The organism is Haloarcula sp. H-hyl6, assembly GCF_056934455.1.
This window is the reverse complement of record NZ_JBRIIK010000001.1, coordinates 486,688-506,909: the sequence shown is the minus strand read 5'-3', so window position 1 is coordinate 506,909 and position 20,222 is coordinate 486,688. Positions and strand designations below refer to the sequence as shown.

Sequence of the window (20,222 nt, the reverse complement as noted above, 5' to 3'; positions counted from 1 at the left end):
GGCGAACGCCACGGCATGGAAATCGACGACATCGGCGTCGTCGGCGTCGTCGGCGCCGGCACGATGGGGAATGGCATCGCACAGGTCGCGGCTACGGCGGGCTACGACGTGGTTATGCGGGACGTAAAACAGCAGTTCGTCTCGGCCGGGTTCGAGGACATCGACGAGAGCCTCGACAGACTGGTCGCCCGCGACGAACTGGACCGGGGCGCGTCCGACCGTGCCCGCGCGCGCATCGAGGGGACGACTGACCTCTCGGACCTCGCGGACTGTGACCTCGTCGTGGAGGCCGTCACCGAGGACATGGACGTCAAGCAGTCCGTCTTCGAGGACCTCGACGAGACCTGCGGCCCGGAGACGGTGCTGGCGACGAACACGAGCACGCTCTCCATCACGACCATCGCCAGCGTGGTTGACCGTCCGGAGCGAGTGCTGGGCCTCCACTTCATGAACCCCGTCCCGGTGATGAAGGGCGTGGAGGTGGTCGTCGGCGAGAAGACGAGCGAGGACACCGTCGCGCTGGGCCACGCGTTCGCCGACGACCTCGAGAAGGAGACGTGGGAGGCCGACGACAAACCGGGGTTCGTCGTCAACCGCATCCTCATGCCGTGGATAAACGAGGGCGTCCGCGCCTACGACGAGGGCGTCGCCGAGATGGCCGACGTCGACCGGGGGATGACCCTCGGGACGAACGTCCCGATGGGGCCGCTGGAACTGGCCGACCACATAGGTCTCGACGTGGTGCTGGACGCGAGCGAGACGCTCCACGAGGAGTTGGGCGACCGCTACAAACCGGCGTACCTCCTCAAGCGGAAGGTCGCCGCGGGCGACCTCGGGAAGAAGACCGGCGCTGGCTTCTACGAGTACGAGTGACGCGGGCGCGAGTACGAATCCCGACAACGGGGTGCCCGTTGCCGAACAGTAAAGGCGCGGGCCTCGATACCCAGTCACATGGACTTCAGTCCCACAGCGGAACAGCGCCAGATTCAGGAGATGGTCGCGGAGTTCGTCGACGAGGAAGTCGTCCCCCGTGCGGCCGAAATCGACGAGTCGGACGAGTTCCCGTGGGACCTCGTCGACGAGATGGCCGAGTTGGGGCTGATGGGGATGCCCATCCCCGAAGCGTACGGCGGTGCCGGCCTCGACTACCACAGCTACGCGATGGCGTTGGAGGAGATTTCACGCGGGAGCGGCGGCCTCGGCACCATCGTCGCCGCCCACATCTCGCTGGCCTGTAACATGGTGTACGAGTTCGGCGACGAGGCCCAGAAGGAGACGTATCTCACACCGATGGCCGAGGGCGAGGACGTCGGTGCGTTCGCGCTCTCGGAACCCGGCGCCGGGAGCGACGTGCCCGCGATGACCACCACCGCCGAACGGGACGGCGACGGCTACGTCGTAAACGGCGGGAAATTGTGGATTTCCAACGGTTCCGTCGCCGACACCGTCGTCCTGTTCGCGAAGACGGACCCCGAGGCGGGCAACAAGGGCATCTCCTCCTTCGTCGTCCGACCCGAGGAGGACGACGGGTTCGTCGTCGAGGGGACCGAACACAAACTCGGCGACAAGGGCTGTCCCACGGCGGAACTGCGCTTCGACGACATGTACCTCCCCGAGGAGCGACGCCTCGGCGACGAGGGCCGGGGGTTCGTCCACGCGCTGAAGACGCTCAACGGCGGCCGTATCACCATCGCCGCCCGCGGCGTCGGCATCGCACAGGCCGCGCTGGACGAGGCCCTGCGGTACGCACAGGACCGCGAGCAGTTCGACCAGCCCATCTCCGACTTTCAGGCCATCCAGCACAAACTGGCCGACATGGACACGAAGACGTCGGCCGCCCGACTGTTGATGCATCAGGCCGCCGACCTGAAGATGCGCGGCGAGAACTTCGTCAAGGAGGCCGCACAGGCCAAACTGTACGCTTCCGAAGTCTCTCGCGAGGTGGCCAACGAGGGCATCCAGATTCACGGCGGCTACGGCTACACGAAGGATTTCCCCGTCGAGCGGTTCTACCGCGACGCCAAACTCAACGAGATATACGAGGGGACCAGCGAAGTCCTCCGCAACACCATCGCCGACGAGTTGCTGGACTAGTCGGTCTGTCGCGGTTTGACCGTCCAGAAGGCCCTTTCTGTCCGATACTGAACGGACTGTATGCCCACCCGCAGAGCCCTCCTCGCTACCGTCGGTGCACTGGCCGGCGGTGGCTGTCTCGGGACGCCAGACACGGTCAGCGAAGACCCCCCGGGCGACGACGGTCCAACTGACCGGCCCCAGCGGTCCCCAACCGACCACGAGGGAACCGACCCGGAGTGTCACGCGGGCGTCTCGCTGTCGGCCGACCCGTTCGACCCTGTCACGGCGGTCCCCCTCACTCTCGACGGGTCCGAGCGGGAACTGATCGAGACGGCCGTCGCGAACGGGTCCGCATCCGTCACGCAGTTCGGGTCCCAGTCACCGGTGCCCGACGGTGCCCTCGTCGAGGCCGAGGGGTACCACCGACTCGCCGTTTCCCGGACGGCTACGCTGGTCCCGGCGCTGGTCCTCAACGTCGAGTGGGAGGCCGGGCAGACGGCCCCGGATTCGGCAGCCACCGTGGCGTTCACGGACCTTCCGGCCGCGGACCGTACTGCCCTCGACTACGCCGTCTACGGCGGCGGAGACGGCGAGGGCGAACAGCACCCGACCGAGGGACTCTCGGTCCGGGAGAACCCGGTTCCGTACCCTGAGGGGGTCGAGGGGTCGCGGTTAGCCGGCGACGGAACCGTCTGGGTCCGCTGGAACGACCGCGTCTACGAAGTCTGGTCCGGCGGAACAACGACGAACGAGCAGTACCGCTTCCGCGTCGAGACGACGCAGGTGGCGGCGGATACCGACGCCTTCCGCCAGTTCCTCGACCGCCGGTATCTGGTCGACTTCTCGGGGCTCTCGTCGGGCCAGCAGGACCTGTTCCGTCGGGCGGTCGACGACGGCTACGAGGAGTGTGAGCCCCCATCGGCGCCCCTCTCGTCGCTCCTCGACCGTCTCGAGAGCCACGACCCGCTCCCCAACCCGTGGACTCGGGCGTGGTACGTCCGGTTCGAGGCCACCGACTACAGGGTCAGGTCGACGGAGTGGGTCCGATAACGTCGACAGGGGGCACTTCGCCCGGTCACTCGACGGCGTCTCGCGGACGCACTTACCGAGAGCGGGTACCGCATAAGGTGGGAATAACTACCCGCTCCTCGGGGAATATCCGTTATGGCACTGCTGGACTCGCTCGTCGTCTTCGTCGTGAGCCTGCTGGTCGGGGGCCTCGGCATCTACGTCGGCGCACGGGTCGTGACTGACCGCGACGACTTCGGTTACGCGGTGGTGACGGCCCTGTTCGGCGCGATTATCTGGGCCGTCGTCGGCTTCCTCTTCGGCTGGATACCGCTTCTGGGGCCTGTGGTCGTGTTGTTCGCCTACGTCGCACTCATCAACTCCCGGTACCCCGGTGGCTGGGGGAACGCGATTCTGATTTCCCTCGTCGCGTGGGTCGCCTCGCTGGTCGTCCTCTTTGTCCTCGCAGTCGTAGGTATCGGCACCTTCGAGGCCATCGGCGTCCCAGGCGTCTGAAACGCTCTCAGGACTCCAGATGCTCGCCCATCCACTCGAACTGCTCGCGCAGGCGCCGTTCGCCCCCCTCGGTCAGCGAGTACTTGTCGGCGATGCCCTCGGTTCTGTGTTCGACGAACCCGGCGTCTTCCATCGCTTCCAGCGCGCCGTAGAAGCTCTTCGGCTCGATGCGGGTGTCGTAGCGCCGTTCGAGTCGCGTCTTGAGGCGCTGCCCGGTCAGTTCGCCGTCGTCGGCCCCGGCGAGGATGACGCACATGTCCCGCCGCCGCCCGCTCTGGAACCACTTCGCCATGGCCCGACTCACGCCAGCCGTCCCCACGGGTGTTTCGACTTCGCGTCGGCGCTGTCTGGTGACGGCCCTCACTGGCCGCGCTGGACCGCCCCACACCGATAGCGGTATAGCCGCTCCCGTTCGACCGTCTCAGGGCCGTCGAGGTTCGTCCGTTCGGTCATGACCCACAGACTCACGGTCGTCATCTTCTCGCTGTGACTTCGGTTCCACCGCTCACAGAGGAACCCGGCCAGTGAACGGCGAAGTCGGGGTTCCGTCCGGGCGTCGTCGAGGAACTTCCGCCAGCGCTCGTTTGCGTACCGCGACGCGGCGTCGGCCGGGCGCGACGGGTCGTACGGTTCCCCCGTGAGTGCGTCGACACGCCCGCCGTCGGTGAGGTTCGCTGGGGCCTCGTACCACCACGTCGCCAGCGGCGGCGAGGGTGCGAACATGTCCCACGAGCGGTCCGTCAGCCGGTCCGGCGTGTCCGCCGGCGCGGCGACGACGCCGAGGCCGACGGCGTTCGTCACCAGAACCACGGCCAGACAGCAGACCGCCAGCGCACGGACGGCGCGGGAGAGCGCGGGCACGCGGTCGGCGAGCGGCGTTCGGCCCGACCCGACCGTCGAGAGCGACGCGAGCGGCCGGAGTCGCCCCTCCACGCGGTCCCAGACGACGCTCGGGAACAGCGCGAGCAACCCGGTCACCGAGACCAGCGGGAACACGCCGATAGAGAGCGTCAGCACCATCCCGAGGTGGGCGCCGACGAACGCCCCGACCAGCGCCGCCCGCCGTGTCCCCGTCAGCGCGACGAGCAGCGGCGAGGTCAGCAACAGTCCGACCCAGAGCCAATCGACGACCGTGAGGAGGGTCGCCCAGCCGGCGACCACGTCACCGAGCAGGACGGTGAAGTGGTCCAGTTGGAAGACGTAGCGGACCGCATCGCCCCGGAGCCACACGTCGGCCCGCAGTTTCACGGCGGCGTTGGTCGCGTAGACGACGACCACCTGAGCCAGCAGCCCGGCCGTGGCGGGACCGACCACGCCGTGGTCGTCGGTCGCGGCCTCGCTGGCGTCGACGGCCCACCGGCTCCCGAGCGGGAGGAAGAGGCCCCAGAACAGCAGTCGACGCAGGAGCACGTCGCCGCTGTTGAGGACGAGTGGGTTCCGCACCTGGATGGAGACGAGAAGAACGAGCGAGACGACTGCCGCGAGCCGCGTCCGGTAGCAGACGAGGAGCGACAGGGCGGCGAGTCCGGCGGCGACGAACAGGAGCGCCTGTGCCCACGCCCCGCCGGAGAGCGCGTGCAGCGAGAACTCGTTCCAGCCGGGGTAGAGCACTGCCAGCACCGACCGGGGGAGCACGCCGGCGTCGGTGTAGAAAACGACGAGGTCCGGCGCCCGGCGCAGAAGGTCGACGAGGAGCACGACCGCGAGCGAGATACGGAAGGCGGCGAGGCCCCGCCGGTCCAGCGCGACCCGCCGAGCGAGTGCCTCGCGGACTGTCGACGTCAGGGTGTCCACTGACAGCGCTGTCGCGGACATAAGTCTTCCACCTCCGTAACCGACAGCTTTCATGGGGTGCGGTCCTAACGCTCGGTCGATGGCAGATACCGAGGACCCGACGGAGGCGACGGCCGACGGCATCACCGCCCGCTATCGAGAGACCGAGGCGGAGCGACTGCTCACCTTCGAATCGGACGGGCGGACCGCCGCCATCGCCCAGAACGTGGAGGGGTACGCGATGCTGAAGGTCCGGCCCAGCGCCGACGGCGACGAGCTCGAACGGTACTACGGGTTCGACATGGCGCTCGACCACGCCGCGGAGCTGCTCGGCACCTCGCCGAACGCGCTTCCGGTCCCCGAGGCGGCCGCAGACATGGGGATGTAGGCCGGCGACACGACGCTCGCCTTCTGTCGTCGGGATACTGACGTGAACATGCCGGCGGTACGCCAGCCGCATCCGGACGCGGGCAGAGACGATACGGAACCGCGTCCGAGAGCGCGGACTGGACCGGCAGTAGTCCGCGTTCGCCCGAACTTCTTTGTCACGCGGGGTCGACTCGGAAGACATGACGGCGCTCGACCAGTTCGACCACCCCGCGTGGCTGACCGCCGCCGGAACGCTCGCCGGCTACGGCCTCGTCCTGCTGTTCATGTTCCTGTTGCTGTTCATCGTGCCGTACCTCGTGTTTCCGGCGTAGGCGGCCACGTCAGTCTGACGGTTCGAACCGGGGGCAAGAGTCAAACCACACGCCGTGGTAGCTGGTGCCATGAGTGTCGAGCAGGAGCAGGACGAGCGCACCATCCGGTGTCTGGTCGCGAAGGTCGGCCTCGACGGGCACGACCGGGGCGCACACGTCATCGCGCGGGCGCTCCGCGACGCCGGATTCGAAGTCATCTACTCCGGTCTGCACCGGTCTCCAGACGAAGTCGTGCAGGCGGCCGTCCAGGAGGACGTCGACGTCGTCGGCATCTCCATCCTCTCGGGGGCGCACAACACGCTGGTCCCGAAGATTCTCGACGGTCTGAAGGAGTACGACGCCTTCGACGACCGCCTCGTCCTCGTCGGCGGCATCGTCCCCGACGACGACAAGGCCGAGTTGCGGGACCGGGGCGTCGACGAGATATTCGGTCCCGGCGCCTCGATGGAGGAGATGATTTCGTACATCCGCGAGCACGCCCCCGAGCGATGAGCGACCTCGTCTCGGACCTGCTGGCGGGCAAACACAGCGCACTGGCACGCGTCATCACGAAGATAGAGAACCGCGCGCCGGGCTACCGCGAGATAGTGTCGGACCTGCACCAGCACACCGGCCACGCCGACGTCGTCGGCGTCACGGGCAGTCCCGGCGCGGGCAAGTCGACGCTGGTCGACAAGGTGGCCGCCGAGTACCGCGACCGGGGCCTGACCGTGGGCGTCATCGCCATCGACCCGTCCTCGCCCTTCTCGGGCGGCGCGGTACTCGGCGACCGCATCCGCATGGCGTCGAACGCCGGCGACATGGACGTGTTCTTCCGGTCGATGTCCGCCCGCGGGTCGCTCGGCGGCCTCTCGACGGCGACGACGGACGCCGTAACCGCGCTGGACGCCTTCGGGAAGGACGTGATAATCGTCGAGACGGTCGGGGCCGGCCAGAACGAGGTGGACATCGTCCGCACGGCAGACACCGTGGCCGTCCTCGTCCCGCCGGGGAGCGGCGACGACGTGCAGATGCTCAAGGCGGGCATCCTCGAAATCGGCGACGTGTTCGTCGTCAACAAGGCCGACCTGGACGGTGCCGACCGGACGGTCCAGCAGTTGCGCGAGATGTTGCAGGGCCGGAGCGGTGCCGGCGGTGGCCACCACGGCGCGATGGCCGGCGGGTCACACGAGGACGCCGCCGCGGAGACGGACGGCGACGACGCGGACGAGTGGGACCCGCCAATCGTGGAGACGGTGGCGAACCGCGGCGAGGGCGTCGACGAGTTCATCGCCGTCCTCGAAGCCCACGGGGACTACCTCGACCGGACCGGACAGCGAGAGCGACAGGCCCGCGAGCGGTTCGCCGCGGAGATACGGACGCTGTTGCGGGAGGACGCCAACGAACTGGTCTCGGCCGAACTCGACCGGCACGGGGGTATCGAGTCGGCCGTCGACGCGGTCATGGCCCGCGAGACGGACCCCTACACCGTCGTCGACGAGGTGCTCGAACCACTCGAGGCGTGTCTCGACGCCGAGAACGCGCCGTGAGGGACGGCAGACGACCGTGCTATCCCCGACGCTGACGGGTTCCGGGGTCGGTAGGTGCTGTCCCGTCGCCACCGAGACGCTCCTGTCGATAGCCCACCACGTATAAACAGGGTCCCGCCCGTACGACGGGGTATGAAGCTTCGAAAGGCACTCGGAGTCGCCGTCGGTGCGGTCGGTACGACGGCCCTCGTGAACCGCGTCCTCCAGTCGCGCGCCGAGGAGTTCGACCCGCTCTTGCCCGGCGACCAGCGTACTTATCGCTGGCGGGGGTTCGACGTCGCCTACACCGAGGCCGGTGACCCCGACGACCCAGACTTGGTCCTCCTCCACGGCATCAACGCCGCCGCCTCCAGCCACGAGTTCCACACCGTCTTCGAGCGGTTGGCCGAGGAGTACCACGTCCTCGCCCCGGACCTGCCGGGCTACGGCCACTCAGACCGGCCCCCGCTGCTGTACTCGGCGTCGCTCCTGACCACGTTCGTCCGTGACTTCTTGGCCGACGAGACGGAGGACGCCACCGTCGTCGCCTCCTCGCTCTCGGCCTCCTACGCCGCCATCGCGGCGAGGGACGCCGACGTCGCTGAACTGGTTCTCGTCTGCCCGACGGATTCCTCGATGGGCAACCGGAACGTCTGGGTCCGGTCGCTGCTCCGGGCACCGATACTCGGGCAGGCCCTGTTCAACCTCGTCGCCTCGAAGGCGTCCATCCGCTACTTCCACGACGACCACGGGTACTACGACCTGTCGAACCTCACCGACGAGATAGTCGACTACGAGTGGCAGACCGGCCATCAGCCCGGTGCCCGGTTCGCGCCGTCGTCGTTCCTCTCGGGCTTTCTGGACCCCGAAGAGGACCTCGGGGACGTGCTGGCGGACCTCGACGTCCCGATAACGCTCGTCTGGGGCGAGGAGGCCGACATCACGCCGCTCTCTGACGGGCGCGAACTCGCCGAACGCGCGGACGCGACGCTGGTGGTCTTCGGCGACTCGCTGTTGCTCCCCCACGTCGAACACCCCAACGAGTTCGTCGACGTGGTTCGCGGCAAGGCGGCGGAAGTCCGCGTCGAGAAGTAACCCCGTTACCGCGGGCGGAAGACGACTGCTCGGTCCCCCGTGGTCTCTCGGGTACCGACTTCGATGCCGACCATAGCCCCCATCTCCACCTCTTCGGGGTCGACGCCGCGAACGAGGCCCGTCACCGACACCGGCCCGAAGTCGGCGATGGCGGTGACGTAGGGGGCGTCGTCCTCGAACTGCGGCGTGGCGACGGTGATGGTCGTGTGGGTCGCGATTTCGCCGCTGTCGGGGAGCGGTTCCTCGGTCAGGTCTCGGGACCCACACTCCGGACAGACGCGGCGGGGCGGGAGCCACCCGTGGCCGTTCGCGCACTCGACGTAGTAGCCCTCGCCGTCTTCGATGGCGTCCAACCACGCGTCGTACTGGCCGTCCGGGGCGGTGTCGGTCATCCTCTCACCTCCAGTACGTGGACCGTCGTGGAGGCGACGGTGCCGCCGGCGTTGTGGGCGACGCCGACGGTTCCGTCCGGAACGGCGTCCGCTCGTGGGTGGGACCCGTCGAGGACCCACGCGACGGTCGCCAACTGAGCGACCCCCGTCGCCCCGACCGGGTGGCCCTTCGCCTTCAGGCCCCCCGAGAGGTTCACCGGCATGTCGCCGTGGCGGTCCGTCTCGCCGTTCGTCGCGGCGTAGATGCCCTCGCCGCGTTCGTAGAGGCCCAGCGACTCGATGGCCAGCACCTCCGCGATGGTGAAGCAGTCGTGGACTTCGGCGACGTCGACATCCTCGGGACCGAGGCCAGCGTCCGCGTAGGCCTCCGCTGCGGCCTTGTCGGCGGCGGGCGTCTGTGCGAGGTGCGGTCGGTCCTGCAAGGCGAGGTTGTCCCCGCCCTGTCCGGTCCCCGTGACGGCGACGGGGGCGTCGAGACCGTGTTCCTCGGCGTAGTCCTCGGTTGTCAGGACGGCGGCGGCGGCCCCGTCCGTGATGGGGCAGGAGTCGTAGAGGCCCAGGGGACTGGCGATGGTCGGCGCGTCGATGGCCTCCTCGACGGTAATCTCCTTGCGTATCTGGGCGTGCTCGTTGACCATCGCGTGTTCGTGGTTCTTCACGGCGACGTGGGCCAAGTCCTCGCGGGAGCCGCCGTACTGGTCGAAGTACGACCGCGCCATCAGCGCGTAGGCGCCGGGGAACGTCATCCCCGCGCGGACCTCGTAGAGGTCGTCGGCGGCGATGGCGAGGGCGTCGGTGGCCGCGGCGGTGCCGATGTTGGTCATGCGCTCCGCGCCCCCGACGACTATCACGTCGGCTTCGCCGTTGCGAAGGTCCTTCACGGCGGCTCGGACGGCGGCACCGGCCGACGCACACGCGGCCTCGAACCGAGTCGCCGGTGCGTCGACGCCGATGGCTTCTGCCATCAGCGGTCCCTGATGGCCCTGATGCTCCGCCAGTTCGCCCATGAAGTTCCCGTAGTAGAGCGCGTCGACGTCCGCCGAGGGGACGCCGGAGGCGTCCAGCGCCTCCAGCCCCGCCTCCGCGAAGAGGTCGCGGCCGGTTCGCTCGGGATGTTTCCCGAACTGTGTGACGCTGGCCCCTGCGACTCGTGGGTCTGACATTACCACACAGTCGGCCCCGCACTCTTAAATGCTTGCCGCCAGTGTGTGATTTTGCCACGATTTCGACGGGCCGAGAACGCAAGACGGCGGCGGTATTGACAAAAGCTCGGCATTTTCTCACGACGGCGCTAAATCCCTCGAAAGAATCGGCAGGGGGCGACCGGGTCAGTCGACGATTTCGGCTATGCGCCGCGGTTCTCCGGAGAGGGAGGGGTCGGGTTCGACTATCTGGAGGACCTCGTGGTCGGTCACGTCGGGGTAGGACTTCTGCGTGGCGTCCTCGATGAGGGCCTTCTCCAGTCGGAACTCGGTGCCGTCGTAGACCACGTCGACGCCGTGTTCGTCGAACGAGAGAACAGTCATGACCACGCTTAGGGGCGGTTCGGGTAAAAGTGTAGTCTCTCGGAGGGTGCGTGAGGGGTGGTGACACGCGTGCGTCAGACGAGCGTCAGACGCCCGTCGTGCGCGCCCTCAGGGTTTAAGACCGTCGAAACCGCTTTACGTGGTGTGCCAATCGGCTCTGACCCGCTCTCCGAACTCGCGATTCCCGACGGGACCACCGTCGAGGAACACGACCTCGTCACCGACGGCGACGTCATCATCGGCGGGCAGAGCACGGTCGAATTCGGCGTCCGTGGTCGCTCGGTCATCGCCGACGAACGCGTCCGATTCGGCGGCCACATCGAGGCCGAAGGGGACTGCCGCCTCGACATGTGGTGTGACGTCGAGGACAACGTCCTCGTCGGCGAGGACGCCTACATCGGCGAACGGGTCCACATCGGCGGCGAGTTGCGGGTGGCCGGCGACCTCGACATCGGCGACGACGTGGACATCGAGAACGGGTTCGAGGCCAACGGCTGGATAGTCATCCGCAACCCGATGCCCACAATCGTCTTCCTGTTCGTCTACCTTTCGCAACTCCTGCGCATCGGCGAGGACGAGGCCGCACAGGACCTCGTCGAGGAGATGCTGGGAGACGACGCCGCCGACCACGACCCGGTGCTCATCCCGCGCGGGGCGAGCGTCTCCGACGACGCGTGGCGCGTCTCCACGCCGGCGACCATCGGCGACGACTGCCGCCTCCACGGTAACATCCGCGCCGAGTCCCTGGAGGTGGGCCGAGACAACGTCGTCTTCGGGAGCCTCCGCGCCCGACAGGACGTGGTCGTCGGGAAGGGGACCGAAATCAAGGGCGACGTGACGACCCGCAACGGCGACGTGCGCGTCGGCCCCGGTGCGAAGGTGTGGGGCGACATCTCCGGTGGAACCGTCGAACTCCACGAGAACGCCACCGTCGACGGGAAGATTCGGGCCCGCGACGGCACGCGGATGCACACCGACGAGGTGCTGGACCGGCCGGACGAGTCCGCCGCCGCGATGGCCGAGATGGCCGAGGAACTCGAACGTGACGGTGAGGACGAGGACGGCGAGACGGCGGACGGAGACGGCGAAACGGTGGACGACGCGGCGGATGCGGCCGACGGTGACGGGTCGGCGTCCACGGAGCAGCGGGAGGCGGACGACGCCGACGAGAAGGCGGTCGACGGAGCGGACGCCGACGACCACGAGGACGCGGCCGAGGCCACCGACTGAACGGAGACGCCTTTTGGACGGTCGACCGACTCACTCCGGAGTGGCGCCGCCGCGGAGAAGCGAGCGCCCGGCCCCGACGAGGACGGCGGCCGTCAGCACCGCTCCGACCACGACGACCCAGACGCCCGAGAAGAAGACGCCGCCGGAGGAGAGGTTCAGGTCCGCGACGGCGTAGACGCCGGCGAGGAGGGTCAGTGCGGCGAGAACGACGATAGCGGCGTCGCCGACGCCGAAGGGACCGGCCCGGAAGCGCCGGCCACGGTTCACGAGCACCGCGACCGCGAGCGCGGTCGGTGACAGTGCGACCGTCGGGAGCGTCAACGGACCGACGTAGAGCCACGCGGGATACGCGGCGACCGGAATGACGAACTCGGCGACGTAGACGAGGGCGGTGACGACCGCGAGGGCGGGAACCAGTCCGCGTAGCGGGCGGCGCGGCCCGGAGCGGTGGACGTCCGTACGCATACTTACCGTGCTCTCGCCGGGGGCATAACGGTCGGGGAGGGTACGACTCACCTTTGACCGACGGAACCGAAACCCCCTTTCCGCCCTCTCTGGTAGGGGGTAGCATGCTCTCTATCGCACTCGCTGGCAAACCCAACGCCGGGAAGTCTACCTTCTACAAGGCGGCGACGATGGCCGACGTCGACGTGGGGAACTACCCGTTCACGACCATCGACGCCAACCGCGGCGTGAGCCACGTCCGGACCGAGTGTCCCTGTCTGGACCGCGAGGAGCGCTGTGGCGACGACAACTGCCGGGACGGCAAGCGCTACGTCCCCGTCGAACTCATCGACGTGGCCGGCCTCGTTCCGGGCGCTCACGAGGGCCGCGGCCTCGGCAACCAGTTCCTCGACGAACTCACGAACGCCGACGTCATCCTCAACGTCGTCGACGCCTCGGGCGGCACGAACGAGGAGGGCGAACCGGTCGAAGTCGGCGAACACGACCCCGTCGAGGACGTCGACTTCGTTGAGGAGGAGATGGACCTCTGGCTAGCGAGCATCGTCGACCGCAACTGGGAGTCCGTCGAGCGCCAGTCTCGGTCGCCGGAGTTCGACTTGGACGAGGCGCTGTTGGACCTGTTGGCCGGCGTCGGCGCGAGCGAACTCGACGTGGCCCGCACTCTCCGCGAACTCGACTACCCAGAGGACCCCATCGCGTGGACCGACGAGCACCGCGAGGCCCTCGCGCGCGAGATACGCCAGCGGACGAAACCCATCGTCGTCGTGGCCAACAAGGCCGACGCCGCCCCCGAGGGCAACGTCGAGCGCCTGCGAGAGGCCGCCGACGTCGTCGTCCCCGCGACGGCCGACGGGGAACTCGCCCTCCGGAAGGCCGCGGAGGCGGGCGTGATAGCGTACGACCCCGGCGACCCGGACTTCGACATCGTCGGCGACGTGAGCGACCAGCAACGACAGGGCCTCGACCGCATCCGCGAGGTCATGGCCGAGTACGGCGGCACCGGCGTCCAGCAGGCGATGGACACCGCCGTCTACGACCTACTCGACCACATCACGGCCTACCCGGTCCAGAACGACACGAAGTGGACCGACGGACAGGGGAACGTCCTCCCCGACGCCCACCTCCTGCCTCGGGGCTCGACTCCGAAGGACCTCGCCTACGCCGTCCACTCGGACATCGGGGACGGCTACACCCACGCCGTCGACGCCCGCGAGAACCGCCGCATCAGCGACGAGACGGAACTCGAGGAGGGGGCGGTCGTCAAGATAATCAGCGAGAACTAGACCAAGGGCCGGAACCACACCGCGGCGACGAGGACGGCCAGAAAGAGGTACGAGCCCCGAATCAGGAGTTTCGTCGCCAGTTCCGACTCGGCGCGGTGGGCGACGGCGGCCACGAGGCCGAAGGCGACGGCCGCGCCGGCGGCGCTCGGGGGGACGCCCGGCAGTGTGAGCGCGAGGCCGACGACGCCGACCATCGCCGCGAGGAGCAGAGACCGGGCCAGTCGCCGCGCTCGCTCGGGACCCAACACGACCGCCACGGTCCGCTTGTCGATGGAGCGGTCGTAGTCGTAGTCCTTCTCGTCGTCGATTATCTTGATGCCGGTCAGCAAGACGAGGAAGACGGCGGCGAGGCCGAGGACGCGCGGACTGAACGCCGCGGCCTGCGCGAAGTAGCCGCCCAGCAACGCCAGCGCGATGCCCGTGGGGTACCCCATCGTCGCCCCGACCGGATTGAGGTCGAGTTGGGGCGCGTGCGTGTAGCCGATGACCCACGTCGGGAGCGTCAGCAGGGCCGCTCCCGGTCCGACCAGCACCCACAGGCCGACGGTACAGCCCAGAAAGCCGAGGCCCGCACCGACGAGGGCGCCCCGACACCCACCGACGGTCAGCGGGTGGTCGTCGTCCTCGCTCCGGAGGTGGAAGTCGACGTAGCCGTCCTTGACGTGGGCGGTGTAGACGGCGAAGAACATCGCCGCCGCGTGGAGGGCCGCCACGGGGAGCGCGACGTCCCCGGCGAGGAGCGCACCGAACAGCGACGTCGCCAGCGGCGGGAGCATGAACACGGGGTGGACCTGCGAGGCGAGCGCTCTGCCCGCCGCGACGGCCCCCGTGTCGTGTCGGGCGACTGCCATACGGCGACAGAAGGCCCGGCGTGTCAAAAAGTCTCGTACGCTTCCCGCGGCTAGGTCGCGACTACCACCAGTTGTCGCGGTCTAGGACGAACTCGGAGATGTGGGACGCCAGTTCGCGACCCGCCTCCGCCGTGGGACTGTGGAGTTCCCCCGAGACGGGGCCGGCCTCGCCGCCGACTCCCTCCGTCTCGGAGATGGGGTCCGTTCCGGTGGGGTAGGGCCGGCGCGAGCGCACTCTGTCGCGGAGTCGCTGAACGGTCGCCGGTGAGAGCCGTCTGTCGAGGTGTTGGAGGTCGTAGCGGACGATGTGGCCCCGTGTGGCCTCGCGCACGGCGATGACCGGCTGGCCGCGGTTCGCACAGCGTTCCCAGATTGCCTGCTGCTCGTCGGGCGTCGCGTAGACGGGGACGTTAGACGGTGCGAGGTGGTCCATCGGATAGGGTTACGTGCCGGACCACTATCGACCCTTCGGCCGCCGTAACGTCGACGGTGTCTACCGCAGCGTCGTGTAACTCAGGCCGGCGATGGCGACGAACTGGAGCGCCCGCAACACGAGGACAGCCTGCTGGACGTGTGGGTCCCCGGCGTAGAAGCTCTGCATCGAGAAGAAGAAGTAGACGGCGACGGCGTTCTCCGCGAGCATCGCCACCGCGAAGGCCACGAGGCCGGCGACCAGTCCGGTCCGGAAGGTGGCGTAGTTGCGTATCCAGACGCCGAGCAGGGGCAACAGTAGGAGGACGTTGATGCCGGCGAGCACCGCGGCCGCGGTGATGAGCGGTCCCATCGCCATCAGTCGGCACCCTCCCCGCAGGTGGCGGTCAGCGCCCTCATCGGTCCATCTGCTCCACGATGTCCTCGAAGGTGTCCCGGTACTGGTCGAACCGGTCGGTGAGGAAGTACAGTTTGGCGTAGTCCTCGTCGCCGGACTCGACGACGTCGTGCTCTTCGAGTTGCTCCATGTGGTGGCGTATCGTCTTGTAGCCCACGTCCAGTTCGTCGGCGAGTTCGTTTGCGTTCATCGGTCGCTCCGTGAGGGCGTCGATGATGCGCGCTCTGTTGGCACCGCCGCGCGTCGCCGTCAGCAGGTACCAGAGCGCTTTCTCCATCCCTCTTCCGTGACTACTGCTCTCGCCTGTCTCAAAGGTCTGTCTCTCGGCGGTCCGCTCACGGGCCGCCCGCCGGTCGCTGTCGTGTGCGTGGACCACGGCAAGTTCGGGCGGAGGGACGCTAGCCACGGCCAAAACCGTTCTTACAACACTCTCCCGAGACTGTACCAATTTCGGGACTACTCGCGAACGGCGGCCGTCGCCTCGGCCATGACGTCGATGGCCTCCTTCAGCGTCTCAAGGTCCGTCGCGTAGGAGATGCGGGCGTAGCCGTCGCCGTTCTCGCCGAAGGCGTCGCCGGGGACGACGACGACGCCGCGCTCTATGACCTCGTCGACCCATCCCTCGGGCACCTTCGGCATCGCGTAGAACGCCCCTTTCGGCGTGGGACACTCCAAGCCCATCTCCTCGAAGCCGTCCAGCAGGACGTCGCGGCGCTCCTCGAAGGCCTCCCGCATCTCAGCGACTGGCTCTTGGGGGCCGGTCAGCGCCGCCTCGGCGGCGTACTGGGCCGGCGCGGAGGCACAGGCCTGCGCGTACTGGTGGACCCGGAGCATCCGCTCGATGCGTTCGGTCGACCCGGTGACCCACCCGAGGCGCCACCCGGTCATCGAGTAGGCCTTCGAGCAGGCGTTGACGACGACGACGTTGCCCGTCTCGTCGAACTCCGCCGGGGAGCGGTGTTCACCCTCGAACACCTGATGCTCGTACACCTCGTCGGAGACGCAGAGCACGTCGTACTCGCTCGCGATGCGGGCGAACTCGCGCATGTCCTCGGGCGACTGGACCGCGCCGGTCGGGTTGGCCGGCGAATTGACGACGAATGCCGCCGTCTCGTCGGTGATGGCGTCTTCGACGGTGGCCGGGTCCATCGTCAGGTCCTCACGCAGGCCCACCGGTTTGGGCGTCCCGCCGGCGAGGTGGGTCAGCGCGTCGTAGGAGACGAATCCGGGGTCGGGGAAGACGACCTCTTCGCCAGCGTCGACGTGAGCCTCCAAGGCGATGTGGAGGGCCTCGCTCCCGCCGGAGGTGGCGATGACGTCCTCGGGGTCGACCTCTAGGTCGTTGTCCCGGTCGTGCTTCGCGGCGATGGCCTCGCGGAGTTTGCGCGTCCCCTTGTTCGAGGTGTAGGCGTCGACCTTTCCCGACTGGATGGCCTCGACGGCGGCCTCGCGGGCGTGGTCCGGCGTCGGGAAGTCCGGTTGCCCGAGGCCGAGGTTGATGGCGTCCTCGCCCGCGGCCTCGAACACCTCGCGGATGCCCGAGATGGAAACCTGTTCGACGCGACTGGAGAATCCGGTCATGTTCGTTCTCTTCGGCCGGTGGCCGATAATTCTTCCCGATTCGGCCCCGCCACCGGCCGGCCAGTCAGCAGACCGTGACGTCGTCGCCGCTCACGCGGTGCGCACCCGTGGGCGTGACCCGGTAGACGGCTTCCGACGCCGTGTCGGCGAACACGCGGTCGTCGCCGGTCCCGACGGTGTAGGCGTACGGGAGCGTCACGTCGACGTAGACGCCGCTGGCGGTGACCCTCGTGATGCGGGCGTCACGTGACGGCCCCGCGCCCTCGTTGGTCCCCCAGTCGGAGAGGCAGTCGGCGGAGTCGAGGTGCCCCTCCACGTACGCCGTCTCGGTCGCGAGCGCACGTCGCTCGGCCGCCGTCGCCGAGACGACGCCCGCGGCGAGGACGAGTCCAACCATCGCGAGTCCGTAGAGGAGCGTCCGTCGGGTCGATGGCATCCGTGTCCGAGCGATAGTCCGGTCGGGGTGAAGTCTTTGGGGTGGCTTCGACGACGGTTTGAGCGATTCGTCGGTCGCCGGGCGGTGCTACCGAACCAACGACATAGCGATAGCGCCCCCGCCGCCGACGCTCACTCGCCTCGCCGCCGGGCGATGCTACCGAACCAACGACATAGCGATAGCGCCCCCGCCGCCGACGCTCATCCCAACCACGCCTCTGTCGTGGTCCTCCCGTTCCATCGCGTAGACGAGCGTCGTCGTGAGGATGCCGCCGCTAGCGCCGATGGGGTGGCCCAGCGCCACCGCGCCGCCGAGCGGATTGTGTTTCTCCGGGGGAAGGCCGAGTTCGTCGGCGACGTACACCATCTGGGCGGCGAACGCCTCGTTGAGGTCGAAGTGGTCCACGTCGTCGACCGAGAGGTCGTTTCGCTCCAGCAGTTTCGAGACGGCGTCACAGACCGCCAGCGAGAACTCCGCGGGGTCCCGGTAGGCGACGGCGTAGTCCTCGACGTGGGCCATCGGCCCCAGACCGGCCTCGTCGACCGTCTCGGCGTCGGCCAACAGCACCGCGCCCGCGCCGTCCGAGAGTTTCGAGGCGTTCCCTGCCGTGATGGTCCCGTCCTCGTCGAACGCCGGCGGGAGTCTAGCGAGCGTCTCCGTCGTCGTCTCGGGGCGCGGCCCTTCGTCCTCGGTGACGAGGTGGTCGCCCACGTCGACGGGGACCATCTCCTTCTCGAAGTGGCCCGCTTCGATGGCCTCGGCGGCGCGGTGGTTGCTCCGCCGGGCGTACTCGTCCTGTGCCTGCCGGGAGACGTCGAAGCGCTCGGCGATGCGGTCGGTGAGCGTCCCCATGTGGGCGTCGTAGTTCGCGTCCCACAGGGCGTCGTGAATCATCGCGTCCACGAGCGTCGTGTCACCGTGGCGGCGGCCGCCGCGCATCTCGCGGACGAGATATGGGGCGTTGGACATCGACTCCATCCCGCCGGCGATGCAGGCCGACGCCCGGCCCGCGTCGATGCGGTCCACGGCGTTCGCGATGGCCCGCAGGCCGGACCCGGACGCCTCGTTGGTGGTCGTGGCCGGGCAGTCGTCGGGGAGCGGCGACTCCACGACGACCTGTCTGGCCGGCACCTGCCCGACTCCGGCCTGCACGGCGTTGCCCAGACACACCCAGTCGACGAGGCCGGGGCCGACGCCGGTGCGGTCCAACACCCCCTCGACGGCCGCCTGCCCGAGGTCCGTCGCCGACTTCTCGGCGAGGGACCCGAGGAGACTTCCGTGTGCTGTGCGAGCGCCGTCGACCACGACCACGTCGGTCATGGCCGAGACGTGACGCCGAGACTACAATACTGTTGGCCCCGAGACGGGTGGCCCGCCAGTCACTGGTCGTCGCCGTCGGTCGCGTCGCGCAACGCTTCGATTGCGACCTCCAGACGCCGGAGGACGGCGTCCGCGTCGGTGTAGCCCTTGTCGTACTCCTCGTAGGCGGAGTCGGCTTCGCCGAGGAACGTCTCGACGGCCGTCGTCACGTCGTCGTCCGAATCGTCGTCGGTGTTGCTCATGTCTGACCCGACGGCCGTCGACGAGGAAAAGTTTCACAGGCGGTACGAGGCGGATGCCCCGACCCTTGAGGTCGGGGAGGAAGACGACAACCGATGACACAAACCACGCTACGAATGGCAAGCCAACTCCTCCATATATACCTAACACCAGCCATATATGTGAAACACAGTGGAATACCGTCGTACCGCCGTCATCAAACTCGACACTCCCGAAGGAGCCGACACCTCCCTTCGAGAGACTGTCGAGCAGTTCAAACACTGCGCCAACACCGCAAGCGAGTGGTGCTGGCACGGCGACGACGGATACCACGTCACCTCGAAAGCCAAAGCCGAACGCGCCCTCTACGACCAACTCCGCGACGAAACCGACCTGACCGCCAACCTCGTCCAGAAAGGGATTCGCAGGGCGGTCGAGGCCGTCAAAAGCGGCGTCGAACGCCTCAAACGTGGCGAGAACACGTCGCAACCATATTTCTCCGCCGACAGCGCGGTGTACGACAAGCGAAGCGCAACGTTCCACCGTGACCACGTTTCCCTTTCGACCGTCGACGGGCGTGTTGAGTGCGACTACATCCTCCCCGACGGCTCTGAGACACCGCCGACCAAGTACGTCTCCGACGAGGACTTCGAGTTTCGGATGGCGCACTTGCAGTACCGCGACGGTGACTGGTATCTCCACGCCTCGATGCGGAAAGTCGAAGTAGACGAGGAACCGTCTGAATCCGAGTCCAAGCACAGAACAGTCCTTGGTGTGGATTTGGGTGTCAACAACCTCGCGGTTGCTTCGACGGGACGATTTTGGTCGGCGGACGAGTTCAACCACTGGCGTCGAGAGTACGAGAAGCGTCGTGGATCGCTCCAGCAGTGTGGCTCTCGCCATGCCCACGAGAACATCGAGAACGTCGGTCGGAAAGAGTACGGGCGTTTCGAGATATACCTGCACACGGTGGCGAACGAACTTATTGAGGAGGCCGTCGAGAACGATTGTTCGCACATCGTGTTCGAGGACTTGACCCACATTCGGGAGAATATTCCAGAGGCGACGTGGCAACACGTCTGGGCGTTTCGGCGCCTCTACGAGTACGTCGAATACAAGGCCGAAGAACACGGTGTCGAAGTCGTACAGGTTGACCCGCGTAACACGTCGAAGCGTTGCTCGACGTGTGGATGTACCCACGAGGATAATCGGGTGGGAGAGTCGCTCGAGTGTCAGCAGTGTGGGTACGAGAACCACGCCGACTACAACGCCTCGAAGAACATCGGATTGCAGTATCTCCGTCGCAGGCAAAACGCAGGCGACGGAGGCGCACCCGTAGATGTGCGCCTGAATCGCGGGACGCTGAACGTGAGTGGGGAGTACGTACCCCCTGCCCCTATTGAGGCATAGAAC

26 protein-coding genes are annotated in these 20,222 nt (G+C 67.8%); 12 read left to right on the top strand and 14 right to left on the bottom strand.

Annotation, left to right across the window (positions count from 1 at the left end):
* Positions 1–15: 15 nt before the first annotated feature.
* The 4 genes from Hhyl6_RS02565 to Hhyl6_RS02550 all read left to right on the top strand — a co-directional run bounded on the left by Hhyl6_RS02565 (position 16) and on the right by Hhyl6_RS02550 (position 3,600).
* Positions 16–873 carry a 3-hydroxyacyl-CoA dehydrogenase family protein gene (locus Hhyl6_RS02565; protein ID WP_483737657.1) on the top strand — a complete coding sequence of 286 codons (858 nt, stop codon included), beginning with the start codon at positions 16–18 and terminating at the stop codon, positions 871–873.
* A 78-nt stretch (positions 874–951) separates the two neighbouring features.
* Positions 952–2,094 (top strand): acyl-CoA dehydrogenase, encoded by a 1,143-nt coding sequence (locus Hhyl6_RS02560; RefSeq protein ID WP_483737656.1) that lies wholly within the window; start codon positions 952–954, stop codon positions 2,092–2,094.
* A 60-nt stretch (positions 2,095–2,154) separates the two neighbouring features.
* On the top strand, positions 2,155–3,126 hold the full coding sequence (locus Hhyl6_RS02555) for a DUF7979 domain-containing protein (protein ID WP_483737655.1): 972 nt from the start codon (positions 2,155–2,157) through the stop codon (positions 3,124–3,126).
* 120 nt (positions 3,127–3,246) lie between these two features.
* Positions 3,247–3,600 (top strand): hypothetical protein, encoded by a 354-nt coding sequence (locus Hhyl6_RS02550; protein WP_483739659.1) that lies wholly within the window; start codon positions 3,247–3,249, stop codon positions 3,598–3,600.
* 7 nt (positions 3,601–3,607) lie between these two features.
* Here the strand turns inward: Hhyl6_RS02550 and Hhyl6_RS02545 are convergent, their stop codons facing one another.
* The gene (locus Hhyl6_RS02545; protein WP_483737654.1) at positions 3,608–3,892 is read right to left on the bottom strand and encodes a PadR family transcriptional regulator; all 285 of its coding nucleotides are present in this window, start codon (positions 3,890–3,892) and stop codon (positions 3,608–3,610) included.
* A 68-nt stretch (positions 3,893–3,960) separates the two neighbouring features.
* On the bottom strand, positions 3,961–5,415 hold the full coding sequence (locus Hhyl6_RS02540) for an HTTM domain-containing protein (RefSeq protein ID WP_483737653.1): 1,455 nt from the start codon (positions 5,413–5,415) through the stop codon (positions 3,961–3,963).
* A gap of 58 nt (positions 5,416–5,473) precedes the next feature.
* Here Hhyl6_RS02540 and Hhyl6_RS02535 point away from each other — a divergent pair, with 58 nt between their 5' ends.
* The 5 genes from Hhyl6_RS02535 (at position 5,474) to Hhyl6_RS02515 (ending at position 8,677) form a co-directional block, all read left to right on the top strand.
* Entirely contained in the window at positions 5,474–5,761 is a 288-nt protein-coding gene (locus Hhyl6_RS02535; protein WP_483737652.1) for a DUF7111 family protein, read from the top strand.
* Between the two features lie 181 nt (positions 5,762–5,942).
* Positions 5,943–6,074, top strand: a complete 132-nt coding sequence (locus Hhyl6_RS02530) for a hypothetical protein (protein WP_483737651.1) — start codon at positions 5,943–5,945, stop codon at positions 6,072–6,074.
* 69 nt (positions 6,075–6,143) lie between these two features.
* A complete protein-coding gene (locus Hhyl6_RS02525) occupies positions 6,144–6,566 on the top strand; it encodes a cobalamin B12-binding domain-containing protein (protein ID WP_483737650.1) in 423 nt (140 codons plus the stop codon).
* Positions 6,563–7,603, top strand: coding sequence for a methylmalonyl Co-A mutase-associated GTPase MeaB (meaB, locus tag Hhyl6_RS02520; protein ID WP_483737649.1), 1,041 nt, complete (start codon positions 6,563–6,565; stop codon positions 7,601–7,603). The genes Hhyl6_RS02525 and meaB overlap by 4 nt, the downstream gene beginning before the upstream one ends.
* 132 nt (positions 7,604–7,735) lie before the next feature.
* Positions 7,736–8,677 carry an alpha/beta fold hydrolase gene (locus Hhyl6_RS02515; protein WP_483737648.1) on the top strand — a complete coding sequence of 314 codons (942 nt, stop codon included), beginning with the start codon at positions 7,736–7,738 and terminating at the stop codon, positions 8,675–8,677.
* Positions 8,678–8,682: 5 nt separating this feature from the next.
* Here the strand turns inward: Hhyl6_RS02515 and Hhyl6_RS02510 are convergent, their stop codons facing one another.
* The 3 genes from Hhyl6_RS02510 to Hhyl6_RS02500 all read right to left on the bottom strand — a co-directional run bounded on the left by Hhyl6_RS02510 (position 8,683) and on the right by Hhyl6_RS02500 (position 10,595).
* Positions 8,683–9,069 (bottom strand): Zn-ribbon domain-containing OB-fold protein, encoded by a 387-nt coding sequence (locus Hhyl6_RS02510; protein WP_483737647.1) that lies wholly within the window; start codon positions 9,067–9,069, stop codon positions 8,683–8,685.
* The gene (locus Hhyl6_RS02505; protein WP_483737646.1) at positions 9,066–10,232 is read right to left on the bottom strand and encodes a thiolase C-terminal domain-containing protein; all 1,167 of its coding nucleotides are present in this window, start codon (positions 10,230–10,232) and stop codon (positions 9,066–9,068) included. Before Hhyl6_RS02505 ends, Hhyl6_RS02510 begins: the two co-directional genes overlap by 4 nt.
* Positions 10,233–10,397: 165 nt before the next feature.
* Positions 10,398–10,595 carry a DUF5800 family protein gene (locus tag Hhyl6_RS02500; protein WP_483737645.1) on the bottom strand — a complete coding sequence of 66 codons (198 nt, stop codon included), beginning with the start codon at positions 10,593–10,595 and terminating at the stop codon, positions 10,398–10,400.
* Positions 10,596–10,739: 144 nt separating this feature from the next.
* Between Hhyl6_RS02500 and Hhyl6_RS02495 the strand changes: the two genes are divergently transcribed.
* Complete coding sequence (locus Hhyl6_RS02495; RefSeq protein WP_483737644.1) at positions 10,740–11,825, top strand: polymer-forming cytoskeletal protein; 1,086 nt, start codon at positions 10,740–10,742, stop codon at positions 11,823–11,825.
* Between the two features lie 30 nt (positions 11,826–11,855).
* On the opposite strand, the gene Hhyl6_RS02490 is transcribed toward Hhyl6_RS02495, so the two are convergent.
* A complete protein-coding gene (locus tag Hhyl6_RS02490) occupies positions 11,856–12,290 on the bottom strand; it encodes a hypothetical protein (RefSeq protein WP_483737643.1) in 435 nt (144 codons plus the stop codon).
* Between the two features lie 104 nt (positions 12,291–12,394).
* Between Hhyl6_RS02490 and Hhyl6_RS02485 the strand changes: the two genes are divergently transcribed.
* Positions 12,395–13,573, top strand: coding sequence for a redox-regulated ATPase YchF (locus Hhyl6_RS02485; protein WP_483737642.1), 1,179 nt, complete (start codon positions 12,395–12,397; stop codon positions 13,571–13,573).
* Here the strand turns inward: Hhyl6_RS02485 and Hhyl6_RS02480 are convergent.
* The 8 genes from Hhyl6_RS02480 to Hhyl6_RS02445 form a co-directional block, all read right to left on the bottom strand.
* Positions 13,570–14,424: a UbiA family prenyltransferase gene (locus tag Hhyl6_RS02480; RefSeq protein ID WP_483737641.1), complete on the bottom strand. Its 855-nt coding sequence runs from the start codon at positions 14,422–14,424 to the stop codon at positions 13,570–13,572. The two genes, Hhyl6_RS02485 and Hhyl6_RS02480, sit on opposite strands and share 4 nt — an antisense overlap.
* 61 nt (positions 14,425–14,485) lie before the next feature.
* Positions 14,486–14,857: a hypothetical protein gene (locus Hhyl6_RS02475; RefSeq protein WP_483737640.1), complete on the bottom strand. Its 372-nt coding sequence runs from the start codon at positions 14,855–14,857 to the stop codon at positions 14,486–14,488.
* Positions 14,858–14,917: 60 nt separating this feature from the next.
* Positions 14,918–15,214, bottom strand: a complete 297-nt coding sequence (locus tag Hhyl6_RS02470; protein WP_483737639.1) for a DUF8036 family membrane protein — start codon at positions 15,212–15,214, stop codon at positions 14,918–14,920.
* Between the two features lie 37 nt (positions 15,215–15,251).
* Positions 15,252–15,530: an ArsR/SmtB family transcription factor gene (locus Hhyl6_RS02465; protein ID WP_166972989.1), complete on the bottom strand. Its 279-nt coding sequence runs from the start codon at positions 15,528–15,530 to the stop codon at positions 15,252–15,254.
* 179 nt (positions 15,531–15,709) lie between these two features.
* The gene (locus tag Hhyl6_RS02460; RefSeq protein WP_483737638.1) at positions 15,710–16,834 is read right to left on the bottom strand and encodes a pyridoxal phosphate-dependent aminotransferase; all 1,125 of its coding nucleotides are present in this window, start codon (positions 16,832–16,834) and stop codon (positions 15,710–15,712) included.
* A gap of 64 nt (positions 16,835–16,898) precedes the next feature.
* Complete coding sequence (locus Hhyl6_RS02455; RefSeq protein ID WP_483737637.1) at positions 16,899–17,270, bottom strand: hypothetical protein; 372 nt, start codon at positions 17,268–17,270, stop codon at positions 16,899–16,901.
* A gap of 156 nt (positions 17,271–17,426) precedes the next feature.
* Complete coding sequence (locus Hhyl6_RS02450; protein ID WP_483737636.1) at positions 17,427–18,590, bottom strand: thiolase family protein; 1,164 nt, start codon at positions 18,588–18,590, stop codon at positions 17,427–17,429.
* Positions 18,591–18,649: 59 nt separating this feature from the next.
* Positions 18,650–18,832: a hypothetical protein gene (locus Hhyl6_RS02445; protein WP_483737635.1), complete on the bottom strand. Its 183-nt coding sequence runs from the start codon at positions 18,830–18,832 to the stop codon at positions 18,650–18,652.
* 169 nt (positions 18,833–19,001) lie between these two features.
* Between Hhyl6_RS02445 and Hhyl6_RS02440 the strand changes: the two genes are divergently transcribed.
* A complete protein-coding gene (locus Hhyl6_RS02440; protein ID WP_483737634.1) occupies positions 19,002–20,219 on the top strand; it encodes an RNA-guided endonuclease InsQ/TnpB family protein in 1,218 nt (405 codons plus the stop codon).
* Positions 20,220–20,222: the final 3 nt, after the last annotated feature.

Coding starts and splice junctions, on each gene's coding strand:
- Hhyl6_RS02565 (WP_483737657.1), top strand. CDS start 16: ATGGAAATCGACGACATCGGCGTCGTCGGCGTCGTCGGCGCCGGCACG.
- Hhyl6_RS02560 (WP_483737656.1), top strand. CDS start 952: ATGGACTTCAGTCCCACAGCGGAACAGCGCCAGATTCAGGAGATGGTC.
- Hhyl6_RS02555 (WP_483737655.1), top strand. CDS start 2,155: ATGCCCACCCGCAGAGCCCTCCTCGCTACCGTCGGTGCACTGGCCGGC.
- Hhyl6_RS02545 (WP_483737654.1), bottom strand. CDS start 3,892: ATGGCGAAGTGGTTCCAGAGCGGGCGGCGGCGGGACATGTGCGTCATC.
- Hhyl6_RS02540 (WP_483737653.1), bottom strand. CDS start 5,415: ATGTCCGCGACAGCGCTGTCAGTGGACACCCTGACGTCGACAGTCCGC.
- Hhyl6_RS02535 (WP_483737652.1), top strand. CDS start 5,474: ATGGCAGATACCGAGGACCCGACGGAGGCGACGGCCGACGGCATCACC.
- Hhyl6_RS02530 (WP_483737651.1), top strand. CDS start 5,943: ATGACGGCGCTCGACCAGTTCGACCACCCCGCGTGGCTGACCGCCGCC.
- Hhyl6_RS02525 (WP_483737650.1), top strand. CDS start 6,144: ATGAGTGTCGAGCAGGAGCAGGACGAGCGCACCATCCGGTGTCTGGTC.
- meaB (WP_483737649.1), top strand. CDS start 6,563: ATGAGCGACCTCGTCTCGGACCTGCTGGCGGGCAAACACAGCGCACTG.
- Hhyl6_RS02515 (WP_483737648.1), top strand. CDS start 7,736: ATGAAGCTTCGAAAGGCACTCGGAGTCGCCGTCGGTGCGGTCGGTACG.
- Hhyl6_RS02510 (WP_483737647.1), bottom strand. CDS start 9,069: ATGACCGACACCGCCCCGGACGGCCAGTACGACGCGTGGTTGGACGCC.
- Hhyl6_RS02505 (WP_483737646.1), bottom strand. CDS start 10,232: ATGTCAGACCCACGAGTCGCAGGGGCCAGCGTCACACAGTTCGGGAAA.
- Hhyl6_RS02500 (WP_483737645.1), bottom strand. CDS start 10,595: ATGACTGTTCTCTCGTTCGACGAACACGGCGTCGACGTGGTCTACGAC.
- Hhyl6_RS02490 (WP_483737643.1), bottom strand. CDS start 12,290: ATGCGTACGGACGTCCACCGCTCCGGGCCGCGCCGCCCGCTACGCGGA.
- Hhyl6_RS02485 (WP_483737642.1), top strand. CDS start 12,395: ATGCTCTCTATCGCACTCGCTGGCAAACCCAACGCCGGGAAGTCTACC.
- Hhyl6_RS02480 (WP_483737641.1), bottom strand. CDS start 14,424: ATGGCAGTCGCCCGACACGACACGGGGGCCGTCGCGGCGGGCAGAGCG.
- Hhyl6_RS02475 (WP_483737640.1), bottom strand. CDS start 14,857: ATGGACCACCTCGCACCGTCTAACGTCCCCGTCTACGCGACGCCCGAC.
- Hhyl6_RS02470 (WP_483737639.1), bottom strand. CDS start 15,214: ATGGCGATGGGACCGCTCATCACCGCGGCCGCGGTGCTCGCCGGCATC.
- Hhyl6_RS02465 (WP_166972989.1), bottom strand. CDS start 15,530: ATGGAGAAAGCGCTCTGGTACCTGCTGACGGCGACGCGCGGCGGTGCC.
- Hhyl6_RS02460 (WP_483737638.1), bottom strand. CDS start 16,834: ATGACCGGATTCTCCAGTCGCGTCGAACAGGTTTCCATCTCGGGCATC.
- Hhyl6_RS02455 (WP_483737637.1), bottom strand. CDS start 17,270: ATGCCATCGACCCGACGGACGCTCCTCTACGGACTCGCGATGGTTGGA.
- Hhyl6_RS02450 (WP_483737636.1), bottom strand. CDS start 18,590: ATGACCGACGTGGTCGTGGTCGACGGCGCTCGCACAGCACACGGAAGT.
- Hhyl6_RS02445 (WP_483737635.1), bottom strand. CDS start 18,832: ATGAGCAACACCGACGACGATTCGGACGACGACGTGACGACGGCCGTC.